We start from the raw sequence: 21,474 nt of genomic DNA on the forward strand, positions 1-21,474 counted from the left end.
CGATCAAGGACGAAGTGGTTGCTCGGGTCAAAGCCGCCTACGCCAAGGTTCGTATCGGCGACCCGCGCAAGGACAACCTGGTCGGCCCGTTGATCGACAAGGCTTCGTTCGAAGGCATGCAGGACGCCCTGGCGCGCGCCCGCGATGAAGGCGGCCAGGTGTTTGGCGGTGAGCGGCAGATTCAGGACCAGTACCCGAATGCCTACTACGTGGCCCCGGCGATCGTCGAGATGCCTGGCCAGAGCGCCGTGGTTCGTCATGAAACCTTTGCACCGATCCTCTACGTGCTGGCCTACGACGAGTTCGAAGAAGCCCTGCGCCTGAACAACGAAGTACCGCAAGGTTTGTCGTCGTGCATCTTCACCACCGACCTGCGCGAAGCCGAGCGCTTCCAGAGCGCCGCGGGCAGTGACTGCGGGATTGCCAACGTCAACATTGGCACCAGCGGTGCGGAGATTGGCGGGGCGTTTGGCGGTGAGAAGGAAACCGGCGGTGGCCGTGAGTCGGGCTCGGATTCGTGGAAGGCCTACATGCGCCGGCAGACCAATACCGTGAACTATTCCCGCGAGCTGCCGTTGGCGCAGGGGATTGTCTTCGACTGAATACCGAGTCGGCCCCATCGCTGGCAAGCCAGCTCCCACAAGGACCGCTGCTCCCTGTGGGAGCTGGCTTGCCAGCGATAGGGGCACCACCGCACAAGAATAAAACAGGAAGCCGGCCATGCCAGAACTGCGTCAACAATGCCTCTGGGAGCACGTCACCCAGCCCGCCGCGCCATCCCGTGTGCTGAGCGCCGAACTCAAGGCCGATGTGTGCATCATCGGCGGCGGCATCACTGGCCTGTCGGCAGCCATCCACCTGCTTGAGCAGGGCAAGTCAGTCATCCTGCTCGAAGCCTGGAAAATCGGCCACGGAGGTTCCGGGCGCAACGTTGGCCTGGTCAACGCCGGCACCTGGATTCGCCCGGACGACGTTGAAGCGACCCTGGGCCAGAAGCAAGGCAGCCGCCTGAACAAGGTGCTGGGCGAAGCGCCGGGCGAGGTGTTCGCCACCATCGAACGCCTGGGTATCGACTGCCAGGCGCACAACAGCGGCACCCTGCACATGGCCCACAACGCCACCGGCGTTGCCGACCTCGAAGCCCGTCACCAGCAATGGAGCAGTCGCGGTGCCGATGTCGAACTGCTGACTGGGGCAAAGTGCGAAGAATATTGCGGTACTGACAAGATTTCCGCCGCGCTGCTCGATCGCCGCGCCGGCACCATCAACCCCATGGGTTATACCCAGGGCCTGGCCGCTGCGGTCGAGCGCCTGGGCGGGCAGATCTTCCAGCAGTCCGCCGTGCAAGGCCTGGAGCGTGAAGGCAGCAATTGGCGAGTGAAAACCGCCCAGGGTTCGGTCAGTGCCGACAAGGTGGTGATCTCCACCGGCGCCTACACCGAGGGCGACTGGACCAACCTGCAACGCCAGTTCTTCCGCGGTTACTACTACCAGGTCGCTTCGGTACCGCTGCAAGGCGCCGCTGCCGACAACGTGCTCAAGCACGGCCAGGGTTCATGGGATACGCGCACGGTGCTCAGCAGCATCCGTCGCGATGATCAGGGGCGGCTGTTGCTCGGCAGCCTTGGGCGGGTCGACAACAAGCCGGCCTGGTTCATCCGCAGCTGGGCCGATCGCATCCAGAACCATTACTTCCCGCAACTGGGCAAAGTCGAGTGGGAAATGCATTGGACCGGTTGCATCGACTTCACTCCGGACCACCTGATGCGCCTGTTCGAGCCAGCGCCGGGCATCGTCGCCGTTACCGGCTACAACGGCCGTGGCAACACCACCGGCACAGTGATCGGCAAAGCCTTCGCCCAGTACCTGTTGTGCGATAACCCGGATGCCTTGCCGATTCCGTTCTCGGCGATGAAACCGGTGTCGGCGCCGGCGCTGCGGACCGGCTTCTACGAAACCGGGTTCTCGCTGTATCACGCCGGGCAGTGCTTGCGCGTGGTGCTCTGACCGCTACTTGTGCAGCCAGCTGAGAAAGCCGCCTTTCTTGATGGCTGCAGGTTTTTGCTCGAGCAGTGACTGGCGGGTTTGCTGGCGGATGCGTTGCAACTTGATCAGAGCGGTCTTGACCTCGGTGCGTTGTTCCAGGCAGCTGCGTACTTCGTCCTTGTCGATACGGTAGAGGATGCAGCTGGTCAGGGTGCGGAACTCGGCAGTGGAGTCTTCCGCTTCGAGCAGGCCTTCCACTCCCAACACCTCGCCCGGACCCATGCGCCCGGCTTCGAGCTGCTTGTCGCCATCACGAATGCCGACCGACACTACCCCGGTGCCAATCACCAGCAGGTAATCCGAGCTGTCGCCGACGCCGAGGATCACCTGGTCGGCCAGGTATTCCACGGCGGTCATGCGCTGGCTGAGGTTGTCTTTTTCCTCGTTGCTGAGCGAACGGAAGATGCGCACGTCTTCGAGCAGGGCGCGCTGACGGTTCCACACCTGGCCTTGCTGGGAGTCGCTGTTCCACACTACGCCGGCGGCTTCCAGGTGCCGGTGGGCGAGGTCGAACATATGGTTACGCACCTCGGTCTTCTGGCTCATGGCACTGACAAAACCGCTGGCCTCGTACTCCACCGATTCCAGGCTCGAACTCTTGATCGTGGCTTTCGGTGCCGGGCTGGTCAGCAAGGTACGTGTGCCTTGCAGGGTTTTTTCCAGGGCATCGAGCACCCGTCGCGGGCGTACCTTGGCCGGCACCACGACGCTGATGGAGACGCCATGCACATCGCTGGGCTGGCTGAAATTAAGCAGCTTGGCCTTGGCCGCCACCGAGTTGGGAATCACCGCCATGCTGCCGTTGCCAGTCAGCAAGCGGGTGGCGCGCCAGTCGATCTCGATGACCTTGCCTTCGGTGCCGTCGATGCTGATCGAGTCGCCGATCTGATAGGGGCGGGTGGTGTTCAGCACAATGCCGGAGAACACGTCGCTGAGCGTGCTCTGCAGCGCCAGGCCGATGACGATCGCCATCACCCCCGAGGTTGCCAGCAGGCCTTTGACCGGCAACTGCAACACATAGGCCGCCGCAGCCACAATGGCCACCAGGAAAATCACCGCCCCCAGCACATCCTGCAGCAAGCGCCCGGTGTGGCCGCTACGGGCCACCAGCACCAAGCCAATCACCACCGTCGCGGTACGCGCCGCAAACAGCCACCAGGCAATCCCTAGCACCGTAGCGAGCAGATTACGCGGCACATCCTCGACCCAGGGCGCAGGTTGTAGCGGGCTGACCCCGGCGCTGATCAGCACCCAGGTGAACAGCGAAAACACCAGCAAACGCGCAGCGATGCGCCAGGGCCGGCGATTGACGGGTATCAGTTGCCAGAGCGTGAGGTCGAGCACGATCAGGGTAATGCCGAGCAACAGCGGGTAACTCTGGGCGAATGCGAACATACCGGTCTCGGTGCGGTGGGCTGTTGCCAAGTTAAGAGCAGAATGCGGGCAATTACTACTGGTTGCTCGGGCGATAGTGCAGCGCTTCAGCCAGGTGCCCGCGTCCGATGTTTTCAGCCTGTTCCAGGTCGGCCAGGGTGCGCGCCACCTTGAGCAGGCGATGGGCGGCGCGCAAGGACAGGGTCAGGCGTTCGCAGGCGCTTTCCAGCCAGCTCTGGTCGGCTGTGGATAACCCGCAGTAATGGCGCAGGCCGGGCAGGTCGAGGAAAGCGTTGGCGCAACCCTGGCGCTGTTGCTGGATGTCGCGGGCGGCGGCGACTTGCGCGGCAATGGTGGCGCTGCTTTCGCCGTGGCTGCTGTTGGTGGATAGTGCCGTGGCTTCGCGGGCGACGGTCAGGTGCAGGTCGATACGGTCGAGCAAGGGGCCGGAGAGTTTGTTGCGGTAGCGCTGGATCTGTTCGCTGCTGCAGCGACAGCGGCCGGTGGGGTCGCCAAGATATCCACAGGGGCAGGGGTTCATGGCGGCGACCAGTTGGAAGCGCGCCGGGAAGCGGATTTTGTCCTTGGCCCGGGCGATGACGATTTCGCCGGATTCCAGCGGTTCGCGCAGCACTTCCAGTACCCGCCGCTCGAACTCCGGCAGTTCATCGAGGAACAGCACGCCGTGATGGGCCAGGGTTATCTCTCCTGGTTGCGGTCGGCTGCCACCGCCGACCAGCGCAGCACCGGAGGCCGAATGGTGCGGATGGCGAAACGGCCGCTGCGGCCAACTGCTCAGCGGCACATGGCTGGCCACCGACTGTATCGCCGCCACCTCCAGCGCTTCGCGTTCATCCAGCGGTGGCAACAGGCCGGGCAGGCGGCTGGCGAGCAGGGTCTTGCCGGTGCCCGGTGGGCCGCTGAACAGCAGGTTGTGCGCACCGGCGGCGGCAACCAGCAGTGCGCGCTTGGCGGCTTGCTGGCCCTGTACTTCGTTGAGGTCGGGGTAGGGGCGGATCTGCAGCAACAGGCCGTTGGCAGCGTAGGGATTGAGCGGGCTCTGGCCGTTGAAGTGGGCGACTAACTCCAGCAGGTGACTGACTGCAAACACTACCAGGCCCGATGCTAAACAGGCTTCTTCGGCATTCTCTTGCGGCACCACCAAGGCCCGGCCGGCTTCTCGTGCCGCCAAGGCAGCGGGCAGTACGCCTTGCACCGAGCGGATTGCCCCGGACAGCGCCAGTTCACCCAGGCATTCCACCTCGCCAAGCGCTGCAATCGGGAACTGGCCGTTGGCGGCAAGGATCCCCAGGGCGATGGCCAGGTCAAAGCGTCCGCCATCCTTGGGTAAATCCGCGGGAGCAAGGTTAAGGGTGATGCGCCGGGCGGGGAATTCCAGGCCGGAATTGAGGATCGCGCTGCGCACCCGATCCTTGCTTTCTTTCACGGTCGCTTCCGGCAGGCCAACCAGGGTCAGTGCCGGCAGACCATTGGCCAGATGCGCTTCAACACTGACCTCCGGGGCCGAAACACCGACCTGGGCACGGCTGTGGACAAGGGCGAGGGACATGAACGCTCCATGATCTAGACAAAGCCGCGTCCTGCGGCTCTGCAAGCGTAGTGGGGTGGAGCGGATCGGGGCGGGGAAGAGTGAGTCTGGTTTTTACAGGACCACTAGTGCGAGCGCTGCGCACTCGATCGCCGGCAAGCCAGCTCCGACAGGTTCAGCACTGTTCTCAGGCTTGTAGGAGCGGGCTTGACCCGCGATGAGGCCAGTACAGCCAGCCACGCCGAGCGTTATGTGCGACGCCTTGACCACTACCGCGTCGCTCAGGCGCGCACGTAAACCCAGGCCGTCAGACCAGAGGCCAGGGTCACCGCAACCCGCTTGTAGTCGGACACTTCATAGGCATCCGCCGCGGCAAGTTCGGCTTCGCTGATCTGCAAGACCATGCCGGGTACGCTGTCGTCGGCATTGCTGCTGGGGGTGACGATCGGGTGCTGGGTCTTGCCGCTGGTGGCCAGGACTTGCGGGTCGGTGATTTCCACCCAGGCCTGGCTGTAACCGAGCATCTGGTCCTCCTGGCCGACCAGTTCACGGCCGAAGTTGGCCAGCTGCACAGCTTTGTCCTGCAGGGTGCCATAGGAGAACAACAGCACCGGGTACTCAGTAGAAGGCGTCATCGCAAGCTCACTCGGCAGCAGGCGGGTTCAGGCGTGCTTCCATTTCCGCGACCTTGGCTTCGAGCGCCTCAAGACGGGCGCGGGTGCGGGCCAGGACGACCATCTGGCTGTCGAATTCTTCCCGGCTGACCAGCTCGAGTTTGCTGAAGCCGCTTTGCAGCAGGGCTTTGAACTGGCTTTCGATTTCGCTGCGAGGCTGCGAGGTGTCGCCGCTGAACAGGCGCGAGGCCTGGTCGCTCAGGGCATCAAGAAAGGCTTTGGGCGCGAGCATGTTCGGCTGTCCACAGTATGCAATGGGGCGCCAGTGTAACACGCAGCCTCAGGGCCCCAATGCTGCACGCTTTTCGCGCATGGCGGCGAAACGCCGCGCACCGTTGTTGTGCAGCAAACCCGTGCTGGCGACTGGCCAAGTCGGGTTGTGCAACCTAAGTCCCTGTAATTCTTGGCTTTAACCATTCTGGCAAGGTTTCTGCTATGTCCTTCATGACCCATGCACTGATGCAGTCACCATGACGACGCGTTACAAAGCCAGGCACTGCGCTTAGACTTGAGTCGGGTTTGTTTTCCTGGGGCAAGTCCACCAATTCGGGAGAGAGTTTCATGAAGCTAGTCACTGCCATCATCAAGCCGTTCAAGTTGGACGACGTGCGCGAGTCGCTGTCCGAAATCGGCGTGCAGGGCATTACTGTCACTGAAGTCAAAGGTTTCGGCCGGCAGAAAGGTCACACCGAGCTGTATCGCGGCGCTGAGTATGTGGTCGATTTTCTGCCCAAGGTGAAGATCGACGTCGCCATCGACGACAAGGATCTGGACCGGGTCATCGAGGCGATCACCAAGGCGGCCAACACCGGCAAGATCGGTGACGGCAAGATTTTCGTGGTCAATCTGGAGCAGGCGATTCGCATCCGTACCGGCGAAACCGATACCGACGCGATCTAAAAAAAGCCTCACCAAACCCCAACGCCCCAGGAGATAACAATATGACTCTGCGTCAGTTCGCAGGGCTAGGAGCCCTTTTGTCCCTCGTAATGCCTGGCCTGGCCCTGGCAGAGGAGGCGGCAGCCCCCGTGCTCAACTCCGGCGACACCGCCTGGATGTTGACCGCTACAGCCCTGGTGCTGTTCATGACCATCCCTGGTCTGGCCCTGTTCTACGGCGGCATGGTGCGTTCCAAGAACGTGCTGTCGGTGATGATGCAGTGCTTTGCGATCACCGGCCTGATCAGCGTCCTGTGGGTGGTTTACGGCTACAGCCTGGCCTTCGATACCACCGGTATGGAGCAAGGTGTCGTCAACTTCAATTCCTTCGTTGGCGGTCTGTCCAAGGCGTTCCTCGCCGGCGTGACCCCGGCGAGCCTGACCTCTTCGGCGGCGCTGTTCCCTGAAGCGGTGTTCATCACCTTCCAGATGACCTTCGCGATCATCACTCCGGCGCTGATCGTCGGCGCCTTTGCCGAGCGCATGAAGTTCTCGGCGATGCTGATCTTCATGGCCATCTGGTTCACCCTGGTCTATGCGCCCATCGCCCATATGGTCTGGAGCGGTAACGGCGGCCTGATGTGGGATTGGGGCGTGCTCGATTTCGCTGGCGGCACCGTGGTGCACATCAACGCCGGTATTGCCGGCCTGGTGGCCTGCCTGGTACTGGGCAAGCGCAAGGGCTTCCCGACCACGCCAATGGCGCCGCACAACCTCGGCTATACGCTGATGGGCGCGGCCATGCTGTGGATTGGCTGGTTCGGCTTCAACGCAGGCTCCGCCGCTGCCGCCAACGGCACCGCCGGCATGGCCATGCTGGTGACCCAGATCGCTACCGCCGCAGCGGCCCTGGGCTGGATGTTCGCCGAGTGGCTGACCCACGGTAAGCCAAGCGCACTGGGCATCGCCTCGGGCGTGGTCGCCGGTCTTGTGGCCATCACCCCGGCTGCCGGCACTGTCGGGCCGATGGGCGCCCTGGTAATCGGCCTGGTGGCGGGCGTGATCTGCTACTTCTGCGCCACCAGCCTCAAGCGCAAGCTGGGTTACGACGACTCCCTGGATGCCTTCGGCGTGCACGGCATCGGCGGTATCGTCGGCGCGATCCTCACCGGCGTGTTCGCAGCCCCGGCACTGGGCGGCTTCGGCACCGTCGAAGACATCGGCGCGCAAGTCTGGATTCAGGCCAAGGGCGTCGGCTTTACCGTGATCTACACCGCGATCGTCACCTACGTGATTCTCAAGGTGCTGGATCTGGTCATGGGCCTGCGGGTCAACGAAGAAGAAGAGTCGGTCGGTCTCGACCTGGCGCAACACAACGAGCGCGGCTACAACCTGTAACGTCCTCGAAAAAATCTTGCCCGGCTTGCCGGGCATTTTTTTGTCCGGATTTTGTCACTTCTCTCAGGCGCAAACGGTTTCTTGCCGCGCTTTGATGGCTGCGTGCGACGTGGGTAGAAAACTTACAGCGCTCAGTGAAATTTAGGCACTTTGCTTTTTCTCTGAGCACGCTAGAATGCGCGCCGAAGGGTGCTGACGAGCTGTCCGCAAACTTCCGTACCCTTTGCTAGGCTTGCCAATAAGCGAGTCGATCATGCCAGGGTATGTCGGCGCATTACCGCCGCCCGCTCTTTATTTGTACAGACCTCGCCCGTGACGTGGGGTTTGCCCGGTTCTCGCCATTCGTTGTGGCGCAACCACGGCCCGCAGCCTGCCTGCGGCGCTTGAATTTTTTCTGGCAGCTGTCGATTTTCGACGTTGCTGGTCTATAACTAATCTGCTTTTCGCAAGTCATGAGGTAGAACATGAGCGACGACGATCTGGAAACTGACGACCTCGAAGTAGGCGATGAAGACGAAGGCGATGAAGGCCTCGAAGCGGCAGCCGATGATGTGGCTGACGACAGCGGCGACGACAGCCCGGCTCCCGTAGCCAAAGGCAAGTCGAAGTCGGCGGCAGTCTCGGTAGAAGACATGCCGAGCATGGAAGCCAAGCAGAAGGAGCGTGATGCCCTGGCCAAGGCCATGGAAGAGTTTCTCTCCCGTGGTGGCAAGGTGCAGGAAGTGGAGGCCAACGTGGTCGCCGATCCGCCCAAGAAGCCGGACAACAAGTACGGTAGCCGCCCTATCTGAGTGGCCCCGTCAGCAAGAAAGCCCGCCGTCGCTGCGGGCTTTTTTGTGTCTGCGCTTCAGCGCCAGCTGTTGAGCAGTTCAGGCAGCTGCGACAGGCGCTGGATCTCCGCGTCAGGGCGGTTCTCGGCTTCCCAGGCCTTGCCCTGGGGGTTGAACCAGATCGCCCGCAGGCCGGCGCGCTGGGCCCCGGCAATGTCATCGCCGGGGTGATCGCCAATGTGCACCGCCGCAGTCGCCTCGACTTCGCCCTGGCGCAGGGCTTCGAGGAAGGGTTGCGGGTCGGGTTTGCCGATGCCTAGGTCTTCGGCGCACAGGGCAAATTTGAAGTAATCGGCCAGGCCCAGGCGGCGCACATCGGCGTTGCCATTGGTGACCACGCCCAGGGTGTAGTGGTGACGGAGGATCTCCAGCACCGGCTGCACCTCAGGGAAGATATCGATCTGGTGGCGGGCGTGGAGGAACACTTCAAAGCCTTCGTTGGCCAGCTCACGGGCCTTGTTCTCGCTGTAGCCGACCTCTTCCAGGGCATGGAACAGTACGCGCCGGCGCAGGGCGCTGATGCGGTGCTTGAGCCCGGGTTCTGCCTGCACCAGGCGCTCGCGAATGGCATACAGGTGCTCGACCGGAACCGCGCCCAGGGTTGGCGCATTGGCCGCTAGCCAGTCGCGCAGGGTGGTCTCGGCGCTGACGATCACCGGTGCGGTGTCCCACAGGGTGTCGTCGAGGTCGAAGGTGATCAGCTTGATGCTCATGAGTCACTGCCCTTACTGCGTTTGGCCCGGGGGTGGGCGCTGTCATACACGGCGGCCAGGTGCTGGAAGTCCAGGTGAGTGTAGATCTGCGTGGTGGCGATGTCGGCATGACCGAGCATCTCTTGTACGGCGCGCAGGTCCTGGGACGATTCCAGCAAGTGGCTGGCGAAGGAGTGTCGCAACATGTGCGGGTGCAGGTTCTGGCCCAGTTCGCGGGCGCCAGCGGCTTGCACCCGCAGTTGAATGGCCCGTGGGCCCAGGCGCCGGCCCTGCTGGCTGACGAACACCGCGCCGTCCTGCGGGCCGCTGCCGGCGCGCAGCACCAGCCATTGCTCCAGCGCCTCGCGGGCCTTGCGCCCGACCGGCAGCACGCGGGTCTTGCTGCCCTTGCCATGGACTTGCACCAGGCCGCCGGGCAGGTCGAGCTGCTCCAGGTTGAGGCTGGTCAACTCCGACAGGCGCAGGCCGGAGGAGTAGAACAGCTCGAGCATGGCCTGGTCGCGGCGGGCGAGGAATTCATCCTCGACCGCACCTTCCAGCAGTTGCAGGGCACGGTCGGTGTCGAGGGTCTTGGGCAGGCGCCGTTCGCCCTTGGGCGCTGACAGGCCGTTGGCCGGATCGTGGCTGCAGTGGCCTTCACGGTTGAGGTAACGGTAGAAACCGCGCACCGCTGAGAGCAGGCGGGCAAGGCTGCGCGAGGACTGGCCCTGGTGATGCTGGCGGGCGATCAGTTGGCGCAGGTGCTGGATCTGCAGGGCGTTCCAGCTGTCGATGCCGCCCTTGGCGCAGAACGCCAGGACGCTTTCGAGGTCGCGTCGGTAGGCCAGCTGGGTGTGTTCGGACACCTGGCGCTCGTTGCGCAAGTGCGCGCAGAAGGCCTCCAGCTGGCGTTCCACTAGCGCACCGGACGCAGGGTCTGGGTATGGCGCGGGACGACCCGGCCGAGCACTTCGGCGATGTAGCTGAGGAACAGGGTACCGACCGTGCTCTTGTAATGCTGCGGGTCGCGACTACCGATCGCCAGTACGCCGTGCAGGCCCTGGTGGTTGAGGGTGGCGACGGCGCTGGAGCCGACTTCCTTGCGCTGCTCTTCGCCGAACAGGAAGTCCAGCTCATGATCGCGCAAGTTGCCGCTGACCGTCTTGCCGGCGCACAACAGGCCACCAATGGCTTGCTGGGCGTCGCCGCTGTTGACCCAGCGGCCGACCGGAGCGGCGGTTTCACCGAACAGAATCAGGCTGACGAAGGGCACCTTGAACTCCTGGCGCAGGCTGTCTTCGACAGCCATCACCACGCTTTCGAGGCTGTCAGCATCGAGCAGGTCGAGGATCAGCCGGCGGGTCTTGTCGAACAGCCGGTCGTTGTCGCGGGCCACGTCCATCAGTTGCGACAGGCGGTGACGCATCTCGATATTGCGGTCGCGCAGCAGCTTGAGCTGGCGCTCGACCAGCGACACGCTATCGCCACGCTGATGGGGAATGTGCAGCTCGCTGAGCAGTTCGTCGTGCTCGGCGAAGAACGTCGGGTTGTCGCGCAGGTAGGCAACCACGGCCTCAGCCCCGAGGGTGGGCGTCGAGCCCTCGGCGCTAAGGTCGGTGGGCTGTTCGGCGGGAGCCTGGGGCTGATCGGTCATGGCTGGTACTCACTCATAGACGAACCTGTCCTTCAAACACGCGTACGGCGGGGCCGGTCATCAACACCGGTTTGCCCGGGCCTGCCCATTCGATGGACAGGCGCCCACCCGGCAGGTCGATCAACAGCGGTGAATCCATCCAGCCCTGGCTGATCGCCGCCACGGCAGCGGCGCAAGCACCGGTACCGCAGGCCTGGGTTTCGCCCGCGCCGCGTTCCCACACCCGCAGTTGCGCGCGGTGACGGTCGATGACCTGGATGAAACCGACATTGACCCGCTGCGGGAAGCGCGGGTGATGTTCGATCTGCGCGCCCAGCTCGTGCACTGGCGCGGCGTTGATGTCGTCGACGCGCAGCACCGCATGGGGGTTGCCCATCGACACGGCCGCCAGTTCGACTGTGCGCCCGGCAACCTCGAGCGGATAGCTCAGGGCCTGGGCCGGCGCGTCGAACGGGATCTCGGCCGGCACCAGCCGCGGCGGGCCCATGTCGACGCTGATCTGCCCGTCGTTGCGCACGTCGAGTTCGATGATGCCGCCCTTGGTCTCAACGCGGATACGTTTTTTCGCGGTCAGGCGCTTGTCCAGCACGAAGCGCGCAAAGCAGCGCGCACCGTTGCCGCACTGTTCGACCTCGGAGCCGTCGGCGTTGAAGATTCGGTAGCGGAAATCCACTTCCGGATTGCTCGGCGCCTCGACGATCAGCAACTGGTCGAAACCGATGCCGGTGTGGCGGTCGCCCCATTGCTTGGCGTGCTTGGGCAAAATGTGCGCATGCTGGCTGACCAGGTCGAGGACCATGAAGTCGTTGCCCAGCCCATGCATCTTGGTAAAACGCAGCAGCATGGGTTTACTCCGGCAGCAGGCTTTCGCCGGCGAACAACTCGGCCACGGTTTCGCGACGACGCACTTCGAAGGCCTGGTCACCATCGACCAGCACTTCGGCACAACGACCACGGGTGTTGTAGTTCGAGCTCATGACAAAACCATAGGCGCCCGCCGAGTGCACCGCCAGCAGGTCGCCTTCGGCCAGGTTCAGCTCGCGCTCCTTGGCGAGGAAGTCGCCGGTTTCGCAGATCGGCCCGACGATGTCGTAAACACGGCCTTCGCCGGCACGCGGCTGCACCGCCGTGACGTTCATCCAGGCCTGGTACAGGGCCGGGCGGATCAGGTCGTTCATCGCCGCATCGACGATGGCGAAATCCTTGTGCTCGGTGTGCTTGAGGTACTCGACCTGGGTCAGCAGCACGCCAGCGTTGGCGACGATATAGCGGCCCGGCTCGAATACCAGGGCCAGGTCGCGGTCGCCGACGCGCTCGCGGATGGCCTTGATGTAGTCGCCGGCCAGCGGCGGCTCTTCGTCGCGATAACGCACACCGACGCCGCCACCCAGGTCCAGGTGACGCAGGAGGATGCCGCAGTCGCCGAGGCGGTCGATCAACGCCAGCAGGCGGTCGAGGGCATCGAGGAAGGGTTCCAGGGTGGTCAGCTGCGAGCCGATATGGCAGTCGACGCCGACCACTTCCAGGTTCGGCAGTTGCGCGGCGCGGATGTACACCTCTTCGGCATCGGCGATGGCGATACCGAACTTGTTTTCTTTCAGGCCCGTGGAGATGTACGGGTGGGTACCGGCATCGACGTCCGGGTTGACCCGCAGCGAAACCGGCGCGCGTACGCCCACTTCGGCGGCCACTACCTGCAGGCGCTCGAGCTCGTCGGTGGATTCGACGTTGAAGCAGTGCACGCCGACTTCCAGGGCGCGGCGCATGTCTTCGCGGGTTTTGCCGACGCCGGAGAACACCACGCGATCGGCACGCCCGCCCGCGGCCAGTACACGCTCCAGCTCACCGCCGGAAACGATGTCGAAACCTGCGCCCAGGCGGGCCAGCAGGTTCAGCACAGCGAGGTTGGAGTTGGCCTTGACGGCGAAGCACACCAGGTGCGAAACACCCTCCAGAGCATCGGCGTAGCTACGGTACTGGGCCTCGATGTGGGCGCGCGAGTAGACGTAGGTCGGCGTGCCGAAACGTTCGGCGATGGCCGACAGGGCCACGCCTTCCGCGAACAGCTGACCGTCGCGGTAGTTGAAAGCGTCCATGGGTTACCCTTACTGGTGCTTGTGCGATTGCGACTTTTTACCGTCTTTGCTGTCGTCTGGCAGGTACAGCGGGCCCTTCTGGCCGCAGGCGGAAACGAGGCAGGCAACCGCGACGAGCGCCGCGAGGGTGGAGATCAGGCGCTTCATGGCGTAATCCTTTGTAATAAGCAGTATTGCGCCCGAGTATACCGAGCGCCCGGCCCCTTGCCTATGCGGGCAACCCGCCGTCGGGCGGGGTGGTGGCTGCGCTGCCTGGCGCAGGTCGGTATCCTTTGCATTCGGCGCGCCGCGCTCGTATCTTGCCCGGCTTGCGTGTGTGCAGACATTTTTGAGGTTCTTGCAATGAGTTTGACCGAAGCGCGTTTTCACGACCTGGTCGACGCGACCCAACAGGCGCTGGAAGACCTGTTCGACGAGACTGACCTGGATCTGGACATGGAGAACTCGGCAGGGGTCCTGACCATCAAGTTCGACAACGGTAGCCAGCTGATCTTCAGCCGCCAGGAACCGCTGCGCCAGCTGTGGCTGGCCGACAAGTCCGGTGGTTTCCACTTCGACTACGACGAGCAGAACGGCAAGTGGACCTGTGAAAAGACCGAGGAGCTGCTGGGCGAGATGCTGGAGCGCATCGTCTGGGAGCGGGCGGGTGAAAAGCTCGATTTCGACGACATCTGATGAGCAGCGCAGCCAAGCCGGCCAAGCCGCTCTACAGTAACGTCAGCCCGGCAGTACCGTCGCCGTGCATCAGCACCTGCCGGCTGGATGAACACAAGGTCTGCATCGGTTGCTATCGCCATGTCGAGGACATTCGCCAGTGGCGCGCGGCCGATGACGAGCAGCGCCGGCAGATCTGCCGCGAGGCGCTGGCGCGTCGACAGCTGGCCGGGTTGGCATAGACCCTGCGGGTATTGTGTATTTACTTGGCTGTGGTAGTGTCGAACCTGTTTCGGCTGTGCCGAATTCCTGCAAACCCCGCCCTTGGGCGGGGTTTTGCTTTATATCGCCCAAAAAAAGGAGTCTGACCGGATCATGAGCACCCACCCTTCCATTATCGTCACCCGCTTGGACGTGCAGCGTCTCGAGCGTCTGATCGACAGCCTCGATGAGAAGACGCAGGACTCGCCGGGTGTGCTCGCCTTGCAGGACGAGCTCGACCGCGCCGACCAGGTCGGTCACGAGGAAGTTCCGGCCGGTGTCGTGACCATGAACTCCCGGGTTCATTGCCGCGAAGAAGCCAGCGGCAAGGACTACCACCTGACCCTGGTCTACCCGAAAGACGCCAACGCCGACGAAGGCAAGATCTCTATCCTCGCGCCGATCGGCAGCGCGCTGCTGGGCTTGTCGGTAGGCGAGCAGATCGACTGGCCGGCCCCAGGCGGCAAGACCCTCAAGCTCAAGCTGCTTGAAGTCGAATACCAGCCAGAAGCGGCAGGTGACTTCGACCTCTGAGCCTCAAGCCTGCGCCAGGGCCTCGTTGAGCGCCCGCTCCAGTTCGCCCTTGTAGCGCAGGTAGAGAATGCTCGAGCCCAGGCCATCGGCCAGCAGGCCCGACAAGTCCAGGTCGGTGATGTAGCAGCGGTAGCGCTCAGCCTCGCGGCGCTGCTCGATGATCTCGCGGGCGACCACCGCATACAGCTGGTCGCCATGCTCGAGCTGGGAAAACTCCCGCTGATTGCAGTACAGCGTGACTTGCACGTCATCGCTGGCGCCGGCCTGCAGAATCGCCTGCACTTCGTAGTAGGGCCGGTCGATGGCCTTGACCTCGACCTGGCGCGCTTCTACCTGGCGAACCTTGCCAGTGCCTGATGGCAACAATTGGTAATAAAGAATATCCAGTGAACCCTGGGCCTGCAGGCTGTCCAGTGGCAGGCGCGCATCGCGGCGAAACACGATCGATTGCAAGAAGCGCTGAAGCGGCAACAACAGGCTGTTTTCATCGTGAAACGGCAAGCGCTGCTGCCACAGGGCATTGTGCTCATCGAGTACGTAGACATCCGCACAGGTGTCCTGCAGCCGATAGAACAGCTGGATGCACTGCGGCTGGCCCAGCGGCAGCAGTTGCGCCAGGTCGAGCTCCTGCAGGGCATTGGCGTCCAGGTGCAGGGGGCTGTAGTCGCTGCGTTCTTCACCGAGGTAGCGCAGCACCGCGTCCGGATCGTCGAGGGTCACCAGGTTTACCGCGCCGCGTTGCAGTTCCAGTACATGGGTGTGCTGCTCGACTTGCAACAGGTAGCGCTGGTTGAGGTTCTGCGCCAGCAGCGCCTGAGTGCTGGCGAACACTTCCTCGACCCGCAGGGCGATGGCCTGGGCGCGGTTGTGGCAGAAGCAGCGGACCCGCAGCCTGGGCGTGTGGCCGGCGCCCAGGCTGTTGAGATAATCACGCAGGCAACGCAGCAGGGCATGTTCGCCGTCGTAGCGGTGCACCTGCACTTCGTTCCAGCTGTTGAGGGTGACCTGGTCGAGGGTCAGCACCAGGTTTTCGCGCACCCCGGCGTAGCTCAGCGAGTCAGTGCGCTCGGTGGTCATCAGGATGTTCAGGTCGCGGTGGTGCTGTAGCGGGTCGATGCCGACATTGACCAGCAGCAAGATCTCGTCCACCACGCTCGGTTGCAGCAGGCGCTGTTCGCTGACCACCGTCAGGGGCAGGGCGACGCTCTGTTGCAGGCTGCCGAGCAGGTTGAACAGCTCATACTCGCTCAGGTCGCTGCTGCCCGGGTGCAGGGCCAGGCGCGTGCTGCTGTCGATCACACCGTTGCGGTGCGCCCAGGTCAGCAGTTCGAGCAGTTCGCGGCAGCGCTTGATCGGCGCGAAGTGCTCCCACTCGTGCACGCCGAGGTTGCCGTTGTACAGGCCCCAGTGGGTCTGCCCTGGCTCTTTGCGGTTGGGTGACTGCACCAGGGTCAGGGTGTCTTCGGCGAGGTCCGGGGCGATGCCCGGGTTGATGAACTCAACCTTGCCGGCGCGCCGTTCAAAGGCGGCATACAGGCGCCGGCCGAGCACGCTGAGATCGCGCTGGTCGATGCGGCTGGTGGCGTTCTGGCTGCGGGCAAACTGGCAGAGGAAGCGGTAGCTGTAGTTCAGCTCGGCTACCAGCTCCCGGCGCTCGACCGCCACCTGACGGACTTTCCATTGGCTGCGGTTGTCGAGCAGCGCCAGCTGGCGTTGATCCCAGCTCCATTCCTGGCTCAGGCGCTGCAGCAGGTCCCGCTGCCAGCTGGCACTGCGCTGGCGGGCCAGGCCGCTGAGCTTCTTGTTGACCTTCAGGTACAGGCTGCGCCGCACCAGCTCCAGCCGCTCGCGTTCGCCGCGGCCTTGCAGGTACTGCTCGATACGCCGGTAGACCATCATGTAGGGGTCGAGCTCGTCGAGGTCGAGGCGATTGCTGAACACCGCCTGCTTGAACTGCAGGCTCAGGCACTGCACCTGCGGGTGTTCACTGGCGTAGACCTCGGTAAGCAGCAGCTTGAGCACCGACTTGTAGGGCGATTCAATGCCCTTGAACAGTTGCCAGAGCCCGGCGCCGACGAATTCGCCCGGAGGGATGTGCGCCAGGTGGCCGAGGTCGAGGTGGTCTTCGGCACGCACGAAACGCTTGGACAGCAGGGTCTGGATGTATTGCCGGTAGCGTGGCTCTTCATAGACCGGCACCAGCCACCACAAGGGTGTGCGCCCGGCCAGCCAGATGGCGGTGCGGTAGAACTCGTCGAGCAGCAGGTAATGCTGGGTGGTGCCGCAGTCGTCGGAGCTGAGCTGGCCGTCGCGTTCGCCCTGGACGAAGCCTTGCGGCTCGATCAAGAACAGGTGGGCTTCGGTGCCCTGGCTGGCGGCCCAGATTTCCAGCAGCAGGCATTTTTTGCGCAACTCCGCCAGGTCGCTTTCGCTCAGGTCGGCGGCGTGACAGACCCAGACGTCCATGTCGCTCTGCTCGGCCTGGGCCAGGGTGCCCAGGCTGCCCATCAGGAACAGCCCGTGAATCGGCTGGGGCGGGTTGCCGCGTCGGGCCTTGTACGAAAATGAGCGGGTCAGGCGCTGGGCTTCGGCCAGCAGTTGCGCATCAGGCTCGAAGTTGGCGACCCCCGCGGGCGTCGTGCCTGAGACATAACCGGGCAACAGTGGGTGATTGACGTGAAAAAACAGCGGCAGCAGGGTCAAGACCTGCTGCTGGCGGCTCGACAGCCCGTCCATGGCCCGCCCCAGGCGCCCCTGGTTGAGCTTCAGGAAGCGTTGGCGCAGCTGGCTGAGCACCTTGCGGTCAATGCCCTGGTCGAGGTCGGGGCGAATTTCGTGGGGGTGGTTCATGGCGAGCTGAAACCGGCCGTCTAGGGAGCAATGGCGAGTTTAAGCTATTTTAATTTTGACGCCATTTTATTAGCGATGGAGTGGAGATTACCGCTAGCAAGGCCAGCCCCCGCTGTGGGAGCCGGCGTTGCCGGCGATGGACTGCAAGGCAGTCCCGATCAGGCAGGTTCGACGACGTTCAGAATGTTCAGCAACACCTGCACGTTCTCGGCAGCATCGTGACCAAGGCTGGTCAGATAACCGCCATCGGGCTGGTCGGTGAGCTTTTTCTCGTACAGGCGACGCGCAGCGGCGATCACCTCCTTGGAGGCAGTGTTATGGACCTTGATGCCTTCCTGGCTGCTATCCAGGTTGAACAAGGCAAGGACTTCCAGCTCGGCAATCAGTTCGGGGGTAAACGACATAAAGACTCCGACTTCCAGACAAGGAGGGCAGCACCGTCGCCGGTGCCTGGTTTTGCAGTGTAGTCAGGGAAATCCTGCTTTGCTTCAGTCCTTTTCCGGCGGCAGCTCGGGCAGGGCGCGCAAGGCGGTTTCGTACCATTCGGTGTTGAACGCGCGGTCGTCTTCAAGCATCGCATCAATCTCGTAGGCCAGCACGTGGGCCATAAGGTTGAGGATGTCTTCACGCTCGTAGCCCACCAGGGTCAGCTTGTTGAACGTGGCCTTGGCCGCTGGCGGGTTGTCGCTTTCGATCTGGTTCTCGATCGCTTCGATCAGGGTCGACTCGGCGAACGCTTCGTCGTCGTTGTCGATATCGGTAGGTTCGCTCATGGGCGCTTTCCTCTTTTGGGGTGCCCAGTTTGCCACGGGCCCGGCAGCAATGCCTTGTTATCGACAATCTTCATGATGCTGGTCAGTACCCGGCACTTGGGTCTATAACAACCCGGCCAACCCCTTTTCGGCCTGGAGGCTGTTTCATGCTCAAGCTTCATGGATTCGCGGTCAGCAACTACTACAACATGGTCAAACTGGCGCTGCTGGAAAAGGGCGTACCGTTTGAGGAAGTGCTGTTTTTCGGCGGCCAGAGCCCCGAAGCGCTGAAAATCAGCCCGCGCGGCAAAGTACCGGCGCTGCAGAGCGAAGACGGTTTTCTCAGTGAAACCAGCCTGATCCTCGACTACATCGAGCAGACCCAGCCAGGCAAGGCACTGCTGCCAGAGGGGGTATTTGCCCAGGCCAAGGTTCACGAGCTGGCCAAGGAAATCGAGCTGTACATCGAGCTGCCCGCACGTGCCTGCTACCCCGAAGCGTTTTTCGGCGCCCAGGTCGATGAAGCCATCAAGGCCAAGGCCAAGACCGAACTGCTGGCCGGTATCGCTACCCTCAAGCGCAACGGCAAGTTCAGCCCTTATGTGGCCGGCGACAGCCTGACCATCGCCGACTTGCTGTTCTGCTTCAGCGTCGACCTGGCCTATGCCGTGGGCAAGAAGGTTTTTGCCATCGATGTGCTGGAAGACTTCCCACAGGCCAAGGCGCTGCTGGAGCAGTTCAAGAACAACCCGAACGTACAGAAGATCGTCGCCGACAAGGAAGCGCAGATGCCGGCTTTCCTCGAGATGGTGCGCTCGGGCAAGCGCTGATTGGAGCACTATTGAGGCAAAAGCAGAAAGCTCCTACGTGTCTATCGGAAGCATACGGCAGCTTTCTGGCTTGATTCGTTCCAAAAATGCAGAGACTTCACGCGGCTAGGAGGCCGGAAATGTTCCGACTGCACGGATTCTCTGCAAGCAACTACTACAACATGGTCAAGCTCGCCCTGCTGGAAAAACGCCTGCCGTTCGAGGAGGTGCCCCTGCATGGTTGCCAGAACCCGCAAGTGCTGGCGATCAGCCCGCGCGGCAAGGTGCCGGTGCTGGAGGTGGCGCAGGGCTTTATCAGCGAAACCGACGCCATCCTCGATTACCTCGAAGAGGCCTGCCCTGAGGTGGCGCTGTTGCCGGCCGAACCTTTCCAGCGCGCCCAGGTGCGCGCGCTGGCCAAGGAAATCGAGCTGTACATCGAACTGCCCGCCCGCTACTGCTATGTCGAAGTGTTCTTTGCCGGCAGGGCGACCCCGGAGGCCTTGAAGGCCAAGGCCCGGCGTGATCTGGACAAGGGCTTTGCCGCCCTGGCCCAGCGCGGTCGATTCGCCCCGTATGTGGCAGGCGAGTGCCTTACCCTGGCGGACCTGTACTTTCTCTATAGCGTCGACCTGGCGTGCCAGGTTGGCCAGCGTCTGTTCGGCATTGATTACCTGCAGCCATTGCCGGGCGCCCGGGCACTGTTCGAGCGACTGGGGGAAAATCCGAATGTGCACAAGGTTGCAGCTGACAGGAAAGCCGAAACGCCGGCTTTCCTTCAGCGCTTGCGTGCGGCTACCCAGGCAGAACTGGCTGGGTAGCAAGACGCAGGAAGGGCTTAGCGCGCGGCGAGCAGCGCCTTGCCGCGGGCTACGGCGGCGCGTACTTGCGCAGGCGCAGTCCCGCCGATGTGGTCACGGGCGTTGACCGAGCCTTCGAGGGTCAGCACGGCGAACACGTCCTGCTCGATCTGGTCGCTGAACTGGCGCAGTTCGTCCAGGCTCATCTCGGCCAGGTCCTTGCCGGTATCGACGCCGTACTTCACCGCGTGGCCAACGATTTCGTGGCAATCACGGAACGGCAGGCCGCGGCGCACCAGGTAGTCGGCCAGGTCGGTGGCGGTGCTGAAGCCGCGCAGGGCCGCTTCGCGCATGATGGCGTGGCGAGGCTTGATCGCCGGGATCATGTCGGCAAAGGCACGCAGCGAGTCGCGCAGGGTGTCGGCGGCGTCGAACAGCGGCTCTTTGTCTTCCTGGTTGTCCTTGTTGTAGGCCAGCGGTTGGCCTTTCATCAGGGTCAGCAGGCCGGTGAGGGCGCCGAACACACGGCCGGTCTTGCCGCGCACCAGCTCCGGGACGTCCGGGTTCTTCTTTTGCGGCATGATCGAGCTGCCGGTGCAGAAGCGATCGGGCAGGTCGATGAACTGGAACTGCGCGCTGGTCCACAGCACCAGCTCTTCGGAGAAACGCGACAGGTGCATCATCGCCACGCTGGCGGCGGCGCAGAACTCGATGGCGAAGTCGCGATCGGAAACGCCGTCCAGCGAGTTGCCGCCCACAGCTTCGAAGCCCAGCAGCTGGCAGGTCAGTTCGCGATCGATCGGGTAGGTGGTGCCGGCCAGCGCGGCGCTGCCCAGGGGCATGCGGTTGGTGCGCTTGCGACAATCAACCAGGCGCTCATAGTCGCGGCTGAGCATTTCGAACCAGGCCAGCAGGTGGTGGCCGAAAGTCACCGGCTGCGCGGTTTGCAGGTGGGTAAAGCCGGGCATGATGGTCTCGGCTTCGCGCTCGGCCTGCTCCAGCAGGCCCTGCTGCAGGCGGGTGATCTCGGCCAGGATCAGGTCGATTTCGTCACGCAGCCACAGGCGGATGTCGGTGGCGACCTGGTCGTTGCGGCTACGGCCGGTGTGCAGCTTCTTGCCGGTGATGCCGATGCGGTCGGTCAGGCGCGCTTCGATGTTCATGTGCACGTCTTCAAGGTCGACGCGCCAGTCGAAGTTGCCGGCCTCGATTTCACCCTGGATGGTTTTCAGGCCATCGATGATGGTGTCGCGCTCGGCGTCGGTGAGGACGCCGACCTTCGCCAGCATGGTGGCGTGGGCGATCGAACCCATGATGTCGTGGCGGTACAGGCGCTGGTCGAAATTGACGGAGGCGGTGAAACGGGCGACGAAGGCGTCGACGGGCTCACTGAAGCGGCCGCCCCAGGACTGATTGGTCTTGTCGGTGCTCATGGATTCACTCTTGAAGGCGTGAACGGAAAAAGTGGCGTCGATCATAGCAGGATTGGCGGGGCTGCCGGAGTGCGGCGGTCGGGGCAAATGCGGGTTTATGTCGCAGCACAGGCCCGCGACAGCGCGCTTGCAACAGGATATTTATCGATTGAACGGCAGTGTTGCGGCAACCGTCTACAGTTGGACAGAG

At 63.2% G+C, this 21,474-nt stretch carries 24 protein-coding genes; 10 read left to right on the forward strand and 14 right to left on the reverse strand.

Annotation, left to right across the window (positions count from 1 at the left end; all coding sequences use genetic code 11):
* A partial coding sequence (locus UB48_RS21915; protein WP_045200957.1) for an aldehyde dehydrogenase family protein occupies nucleotides 1-602 on the forward strand: 602 nt, incomplete at its 5' end.
* 118 nt (nucleotides 603-720) lie between these two features.
* Entirely contained in the window at nucleotides 721-2,007 is a 1,287-nt protein-coding gene (locus tag UB48_RS21920; RefSeq protein WP_045200959.1) for an FAD-binding oxidoreductase, read from the forward strand.
* 3 nt (nucleotides 2,008-2,010) lie between these two features.
* Here the strand turns inward: UB48_RS21920 and UB48_RS21925 are convergent, their stop codons facing one another.
* From UB48_RS21925 to UB48_RS21940, 4 genes are all read right to left on the reverse strand, one after another.
* Entirely contained in the window at nucleotides 2,011-3,441 is a 1,431-nt protein-coding gene (locus tag UB48_RS21925) for a mechanosensitive ion channel family protein (RefSeq protein ID WP_045200961.1), read from the reverse strand.
* Nucleotides 3,442-3,496: 55 nt separating this feature from the next.
* Nucleotides 3,497-4,990, reverse strand: a complete 1,494-nt coding sequence (locus tag UB48_RS21930) for a YifB family Mg chelatase-like AAA ATPase (RefSeq protein WP_045200963.1) — start codon at nucleotides 4,988-4,990, stop codon at nucleotides 3,497-3,499.
* A 260-nt stretch (nucleotides 4,991-5,250) separates the two neighbouring features.
* Nucleotides 5,251-5,604 carry a gamma-glutamylcyclotransferase family protein gene (locus UB48_RS21935; protein ID WP_045200965.1) on the reverse strand — a complete coding sequence of 118 codons (354 nt, stop codon included), beginning with the start codon at nucleotides 5,602-5,604 and terminating at the stop codon, nucleotides 5,251-5,253.
* Nucleotides 5,605-5,611: 7 nt separating this feature from the next.
* Complete coding sequence (locus UB48_RS21940) at nucleotides 5,612-5,875, reverse strand: accessory factor UbiK family protein (RefSeq protein ID WP_010221117.1); 264 nt, start codon at nucleotides 5,873-5,875, stop codon at nucleotides 5,612-5,614.
* A 329-nt stretch (nucleotides 5,876-6,204) separates the two neighbouring features.
* Between UB48_RS21940 and glnK the strand changes: the two genes are divergently transcribed.
* From glnK to sutA, 3 genes are all read left to right on the forward strand, one after another.
* Nucleotides 6,205-6,543 (forward strand): P-II family nitrogen regulator, encoded by a 339-nt coding sequence (gene glnK, locus UB48_RS21945; protein ID WP_002555808.1) that lies wholly within the window; start codon nucleotides 6,205-6,207, stop codon nucleotides 6,541-6,543.
* A 41-nt stretch (nucleotides 6,544-6,584) separates the two neighbouring features.
* Nucleotides 6,585-7,919 (forward strand): ammonium transporter, encoded by a 1,335-nt coding sequence (locus tag UB48_RS21950; protein ID WP_045200968.1) that lies wholly within the window; start codon nucleotides 6,585-6,587, stop codon nucleotides 7,917-7,919.
* 464 nt (nucleotides 7,920-8,383) lie between these two features.
* Nucleotides 8,384-8,710, forward strand: a complete 327-nt coding sequence (gene sutA, locus UB48_RS21955) for a transcriptional regulator SutA (RefSeq protein ID WP_045200970.1) — start codon at nucleotides 8,384-8,386, stop codon at nucleotides 8,708-8,710.
* Nucleotides 8,711-8,766: 56 nt separating this feature from the next.
* Here the strand turns inward: sutA and UB48_RS21960 are convergent, their stop codons facing one another.
* The 6 genes from UB48_RS21960 to UB48_RS27455 are packed head-to-tail and all read right to left on the reverse strand — an operon-like array spanning nucleotide 8,767 to nucleotide 13,338.
* Nucleotides 8,767-9,462 carry an HAD family hydrolase gene (locus UB48_RS21960; RefSeq protein ID WP_045200972.1) on the reverse strand — a complete coding sequence of 232 codons (696 nt, stop codon included), beginning with the start codon at nucleotides 9,460-9,462 and terminating at the stop codon, nucleotides 8,767-8,769.
* The gene (gene xerC, locus UB48_RS21965; RefSeq protein WP_045200974.1) at nucleotides 9,459-10,358 is read right to left on the reverse strand and encodes a tyrosine recombinase XerC; all 900 of its coding nucleotides are present in this window, start codon (nucleotides 10,356-10,358) and stop codon (nucleotides 9,459-9,461) included. Before xerC ends, UB48_RS21960 begins: the two co-directional genes overlap by 4 nt.
* Nucleotides 10,358-11,095: a DUF484 family protein gene (locus UB48_RS21970; RefSeq protein WP_045200976.1), complete on the reverse strand. Its 738-nt coding sequence runs from the start codon at nucleotides 11,093-11,095 to the stop codon at nucleotides 10,358-10,360. Before UB48_RS21970 ends, xerC begins: the two co-directional genes overlap by 1 nt.
* A 13-nt stretch (nucleotides 11,096-11,108) precedes the next feature.
* Nucleotides 11,109-11,939: a diaminopimelate epimerase gene (dapF, locus tag UB48_RS21975; protein ID WP_045200978.1), complete on the reverse strand. Its 831-nt coding sequence runs from the start codon at nucleotides 11,937-11,939 to the stop codon at nucleotides 11,109-11,111.
* Nucleotides 11,940-11,943: 4 nt separating this feature from the next.
* Complete coding sequence (lysA, locus tag UB48_RS21980; protein ID WP_045200981.1) at nucleotides 11,944-13,191, reverse strand: diaminopimelate decarboxylase; 1,248 nt, start codon at nucleotides 13,189-13,191, stop codon at nucleotides 11,944-11,946.
* A 9-nt stretch (nucleotides 13,192-13,200) separates the two neighbouring features.
* On the reverse strand, nucleotides 13,201-13,338 hold the full coding sequence (locus UB48_RS27455) for a lipoprotein (protein ID WP_045200983.1): 138 nt from the start codon (nucleotides 13,336-13,338) through the stop codon (nucleotides 13,201-13,203).
* Nucleotides 13,339-13,533: 195 nt separating this feature from the next.
* Here UB48_RS27455 and cyaY point away from each other — a divergent pair, with 195 nt between their 5' ends.
* The 3 genes from cyaY to rnk all read left to right on the forward strand — a co-directional run bounded on the left by cyaY (nucleotide 13,534) and on the right by rnk (nucleotide 14,640).
* On the forward strand, nucleotides 13,534-13,866 hold the full coding sequence (gene cyaY, locus UB48_RS21990; protein ID WP_045200985.1) for an iron donor protein CyaY: 333 nt from the start codon (nucleotides 13,534-13,536) through the stop codon (nucleotides 13,864-13,866).
* Entirely contained in the window at nucleotides 13,866-14,087 is a 222-nt protein-coding gene (locus UB48_RS21995; RefSeq protein WP_045200987.1) for a DUF1289 domain-containing protein, read from the forward strand. The genes cyaY and UB48_RS21995 overlap by 1 nt, the downstream gene beginning before the upstream one ends.
* Nucleotides 14,088-14,220: 133 nt before the next feature.
* Nucleotides 14,221-14,640 (forward strand): nucleoside diphosphate kinase regulator, encoded by a 420-nt coding sequence (gene rnk, locus UB48_RS22000; protein WP_045200989.1) that lies wholly within the window; start codon nucleotides 14,221-14,223, stop codon nucleotides 14,638-14,640.
* 3 nt (nucleotides 14,641-14,643) lie between these two features.
* Here the strand turns inward: rnk and UB48_RS22005 are convergent, their stop codons facing one another.
* The 3 genes from UB48_RS22005 to UB48_RS22015 all read right to left on the reverse strand — a co-directional run bounded on the left by UB48_RS22005 (nucleotide 14,644) and on the right by UB48_RS22015 (nucleotide 18,263).
* Complete coding sequence (locus UB48_RS22005; RefSeq protein WP_045200991.1) at nucleotides 14,644-17,490, reverse strand: class I adenylate cyclase; 2,847 nt, start codon at nucleotides 17,488-17,490, stop codon at nucleotides 14,644-14,646.
* 158 nt (nucleotides 17,491-17,648) lie between these two features.
* A complete protein-coding gene (locus UB48_RS22010; RefSeq protein WP_045200993.1) occupies nucleotides 17,649-17,894 on the reverse strand; it encodes a TIGR02647 family protein in 246 nt (81 codons plus the stop codon).
* Nucleotides 17,895-17,978: 84 nt separating this feature from the next.
* Nucleotides 17,979-18,263 (reverse strand): hypothetical protein, encoded by a 285-nt coding sequence (locus UB48_RS22015; protein WP_045200994.1) that lies wholly within the window; start codon nucleotides 18,261-18,263, stop codon nucleotides 17,979-17,981.
* Between the two features lie 146 nt (nucleotides 18,264-18,409).
* Between UB48_RS22015 and UB48_RS22020 the strand changes: the two genes are divergently transcribed.
* Both UB48_RS22020 and UB48_RS22025 read left to right on the forward strand, forming a co-directional pair.
* Nucleotides 18,410-19,072: a glutathione S-transferase gene (locus tag UB48_RS22020; RefSeq protein WP_045200996.1), complete on the forward strand. Its 663-nt coding sequence runs from the start codon at nucleotides 18,410-18,412 to the stop codon at nucleotides 19,070-19,072.
* Nucleotides 19,073-19,191: 119 nt separating this feature from the next.
* A complete protein-coding gene (locus UB48_RS22025) occupies nucleotides 19,192-19,872 on the forward strand; it encodes a glutathione S-transferase family protein (protein WP_045200998.1) in 681 nt (226 codons plus the stop codon).
* A gap of 17 nt (nucleotides 19,873-19,889) precedes the next feature.
* Here UB48_RS22025 and argH read toward each other — a convergent pair whose 3' ends face one another.
* On the reverse strand, nucleotides 19,890-21,284 hold the full coding sequence (argH, locus tag UB48_RS22030; protein WP_045201000.1) for an argininosuccinate lyase: 1,395 nt from the start codon (nucleotides 21,282-21,284) through the stop codon (nucleotides 19,890-19,892).
* Nucleotides 21,285-21,474: the final 190 nt, after the last annotated feature.

It is taken from the genome of Pseudomonas sp. 2(2015), assembly GCF_000955865.1.
Taxonomy (GTDB): domain Bacteria; phylum Pseudomonadota; class Gammaproteobacteria; order Pseudomonadales; family Pseudomonadaceae; genus Aquipseudomonas.

Excerpts from the sequence above, each read along its gene's own strand:
- UB48_RS21920 (WP_045200959.1), top strand. The coding sequence starts at position 721 with ATGCCAGAACTGCGTCAACAATGCCTCTGGGAGCACGTCACCCAGCCC.
- UB48_RS21925 (WP_045200961.1), bottom strand. The coding sequence starts at position 3,441 with ATGTTCGCATTCGCCCAGAGTTACCCGCTGTTGCTCGGCATTACCCTG.
- UB48_RS21930 (WP_045200963.1), bottom strand. The coding sequence starts at position 4,990 with ATGTCCCTCGCCCTTGTCCACAGCCGTGCCCAGGTCGGTGTTTCGGCC.
- UB48_RS21935 (WP_045200965.1), bottom strand. The coding sequence starts at position 5,604 with ATGACGCCTTCTACTGAGTACCCGGTGCTGTTGTTCTCCTATGGCACC.
- UB48_RS21940 (WP_010221117.1), bottom strand. The coding sequence starts at position 5,875 with ATGCTCGCGCCCAAAGCCTTTCTTGATGCCCTGAGCGACCAGGCCTCG.
- glnK (WP_002555808.1), top strand. The coding sequence starts at position 6,205 with ATGAAGCTAGTCACTGCCATCATCAAGCCGTTCAAGTTGGACGACGTG.
- UB48_RS21950 (WP_045200968.1), top strand. The coding sequence starts at position 6,585 with ATGACTCTGCGTCAGTTCGCAGGGCTAGGAGCCCTTTTGTCCCTCGTA.
- sutA (WP_045200970.1), top strand. The coding sequence starts at position 8,384 with ATGAGCGACGACGATCTGGAAACTGACGACCTCGAAGTAGGCGATGAA.
- UB48_RS21960 (WP_045200972.1), bottom strand. The coding sequence starts at position 9,462 with ATGAGCATCAAGCTGATCACCTTCGACCTCGACGACACCCTGTGGGAC.
- UB48_RS21970 (WP_045200976.1), bottom strand. The coding sequence starts at position 11,095 with ATGACCGATCAGCCCCAGGCTCCCGCCGAACAGCCCACCGACCTTAGC.
- dapF (WP_045200978.1), bottom strand. The coding sequence starts at position 11,939 with ATGCTGCTGCGTTTTACCAAGATGCATGGGCTGGGCAACGACTTCATG.
- lysA (WP_045200981.1), bottom strand. The coding sequence starts at position 13,191 with ATGGACGCTTTCAACTACCGCGACGGTCAGCTGTTCGCGGAAGGCGTG.
- UB48_RS27455 (WP_045200983.1), bottom strand. The coding sequence starts at position 13,338 with ATGAAGCGCCTGATCTCCACCCTCGCGGCGCTCGTCGCGGTTGCCTGC.
- cyaY (WP_045200985.1), top strand. The coding sequence starts at position 13,534 with ATGAGTTTGACCGAAGCGCGTTTTCACGACCTGGTCGACGCGACCCAA.
- UB48_RS21995 (WP_045200987.1), top strand. The coding sequence starts at position 13,866 with ATGAGCAGCGCAGCCAAGCCGGCCAAGCCGCTCTACAGTAACGTCAGC.
- rnk (WP_045200989.1), top strand. The coding sequence starts at position 14,221 with ATGAGCACCCACCCTTCCATTATCGTCACCCGCTTGGACGTGCAGCGT.
- UB48_RS22005 (WP_045200991.1), bottom strand. The coding sequence starts at position 17,490 with ATGAACCACCCCCACGAAATTCGCCCCGACCTCGACCAGGGCATTGAC.
- UB48_RS22010 (WP_045200993.1), bottom strand. The coding sequence starts at position 17,894 with ATGTCGTTTACCCCCGAACTGATTGCCGAGCTGGAAGTCCTTGCCTTG.
- UB48_RS22015 (WP_045200994.1), bottom strand. The coding sequence starts at position 18,263 with ATGAGCGAACCTACCGATATCGACAACGACGACGAAGCGTTCGCCGAG.
- UB48_RS22020 (WP_045200996.1), top strand. The coding sequence starts at position 18,410 with ATGCTCAAGCTTCATGGATTCGCGGTCAGCAACTACTACAACATGGTC.
- UB48_RS22025 (WP_045200998.1), top strand. The coding sequence starts at position 19,192 with ATGTTCCGACTGCACGGATTCTCTGCAAGCAACTACTACAACATGGTC.
- argH (WP_045201000.1), bottom strand. The coding sequence starts at position 21,284 with ATGAGCACCGACAAGACCAATCAGTCCTGGGGCGGCCGCTTCAGTGAG.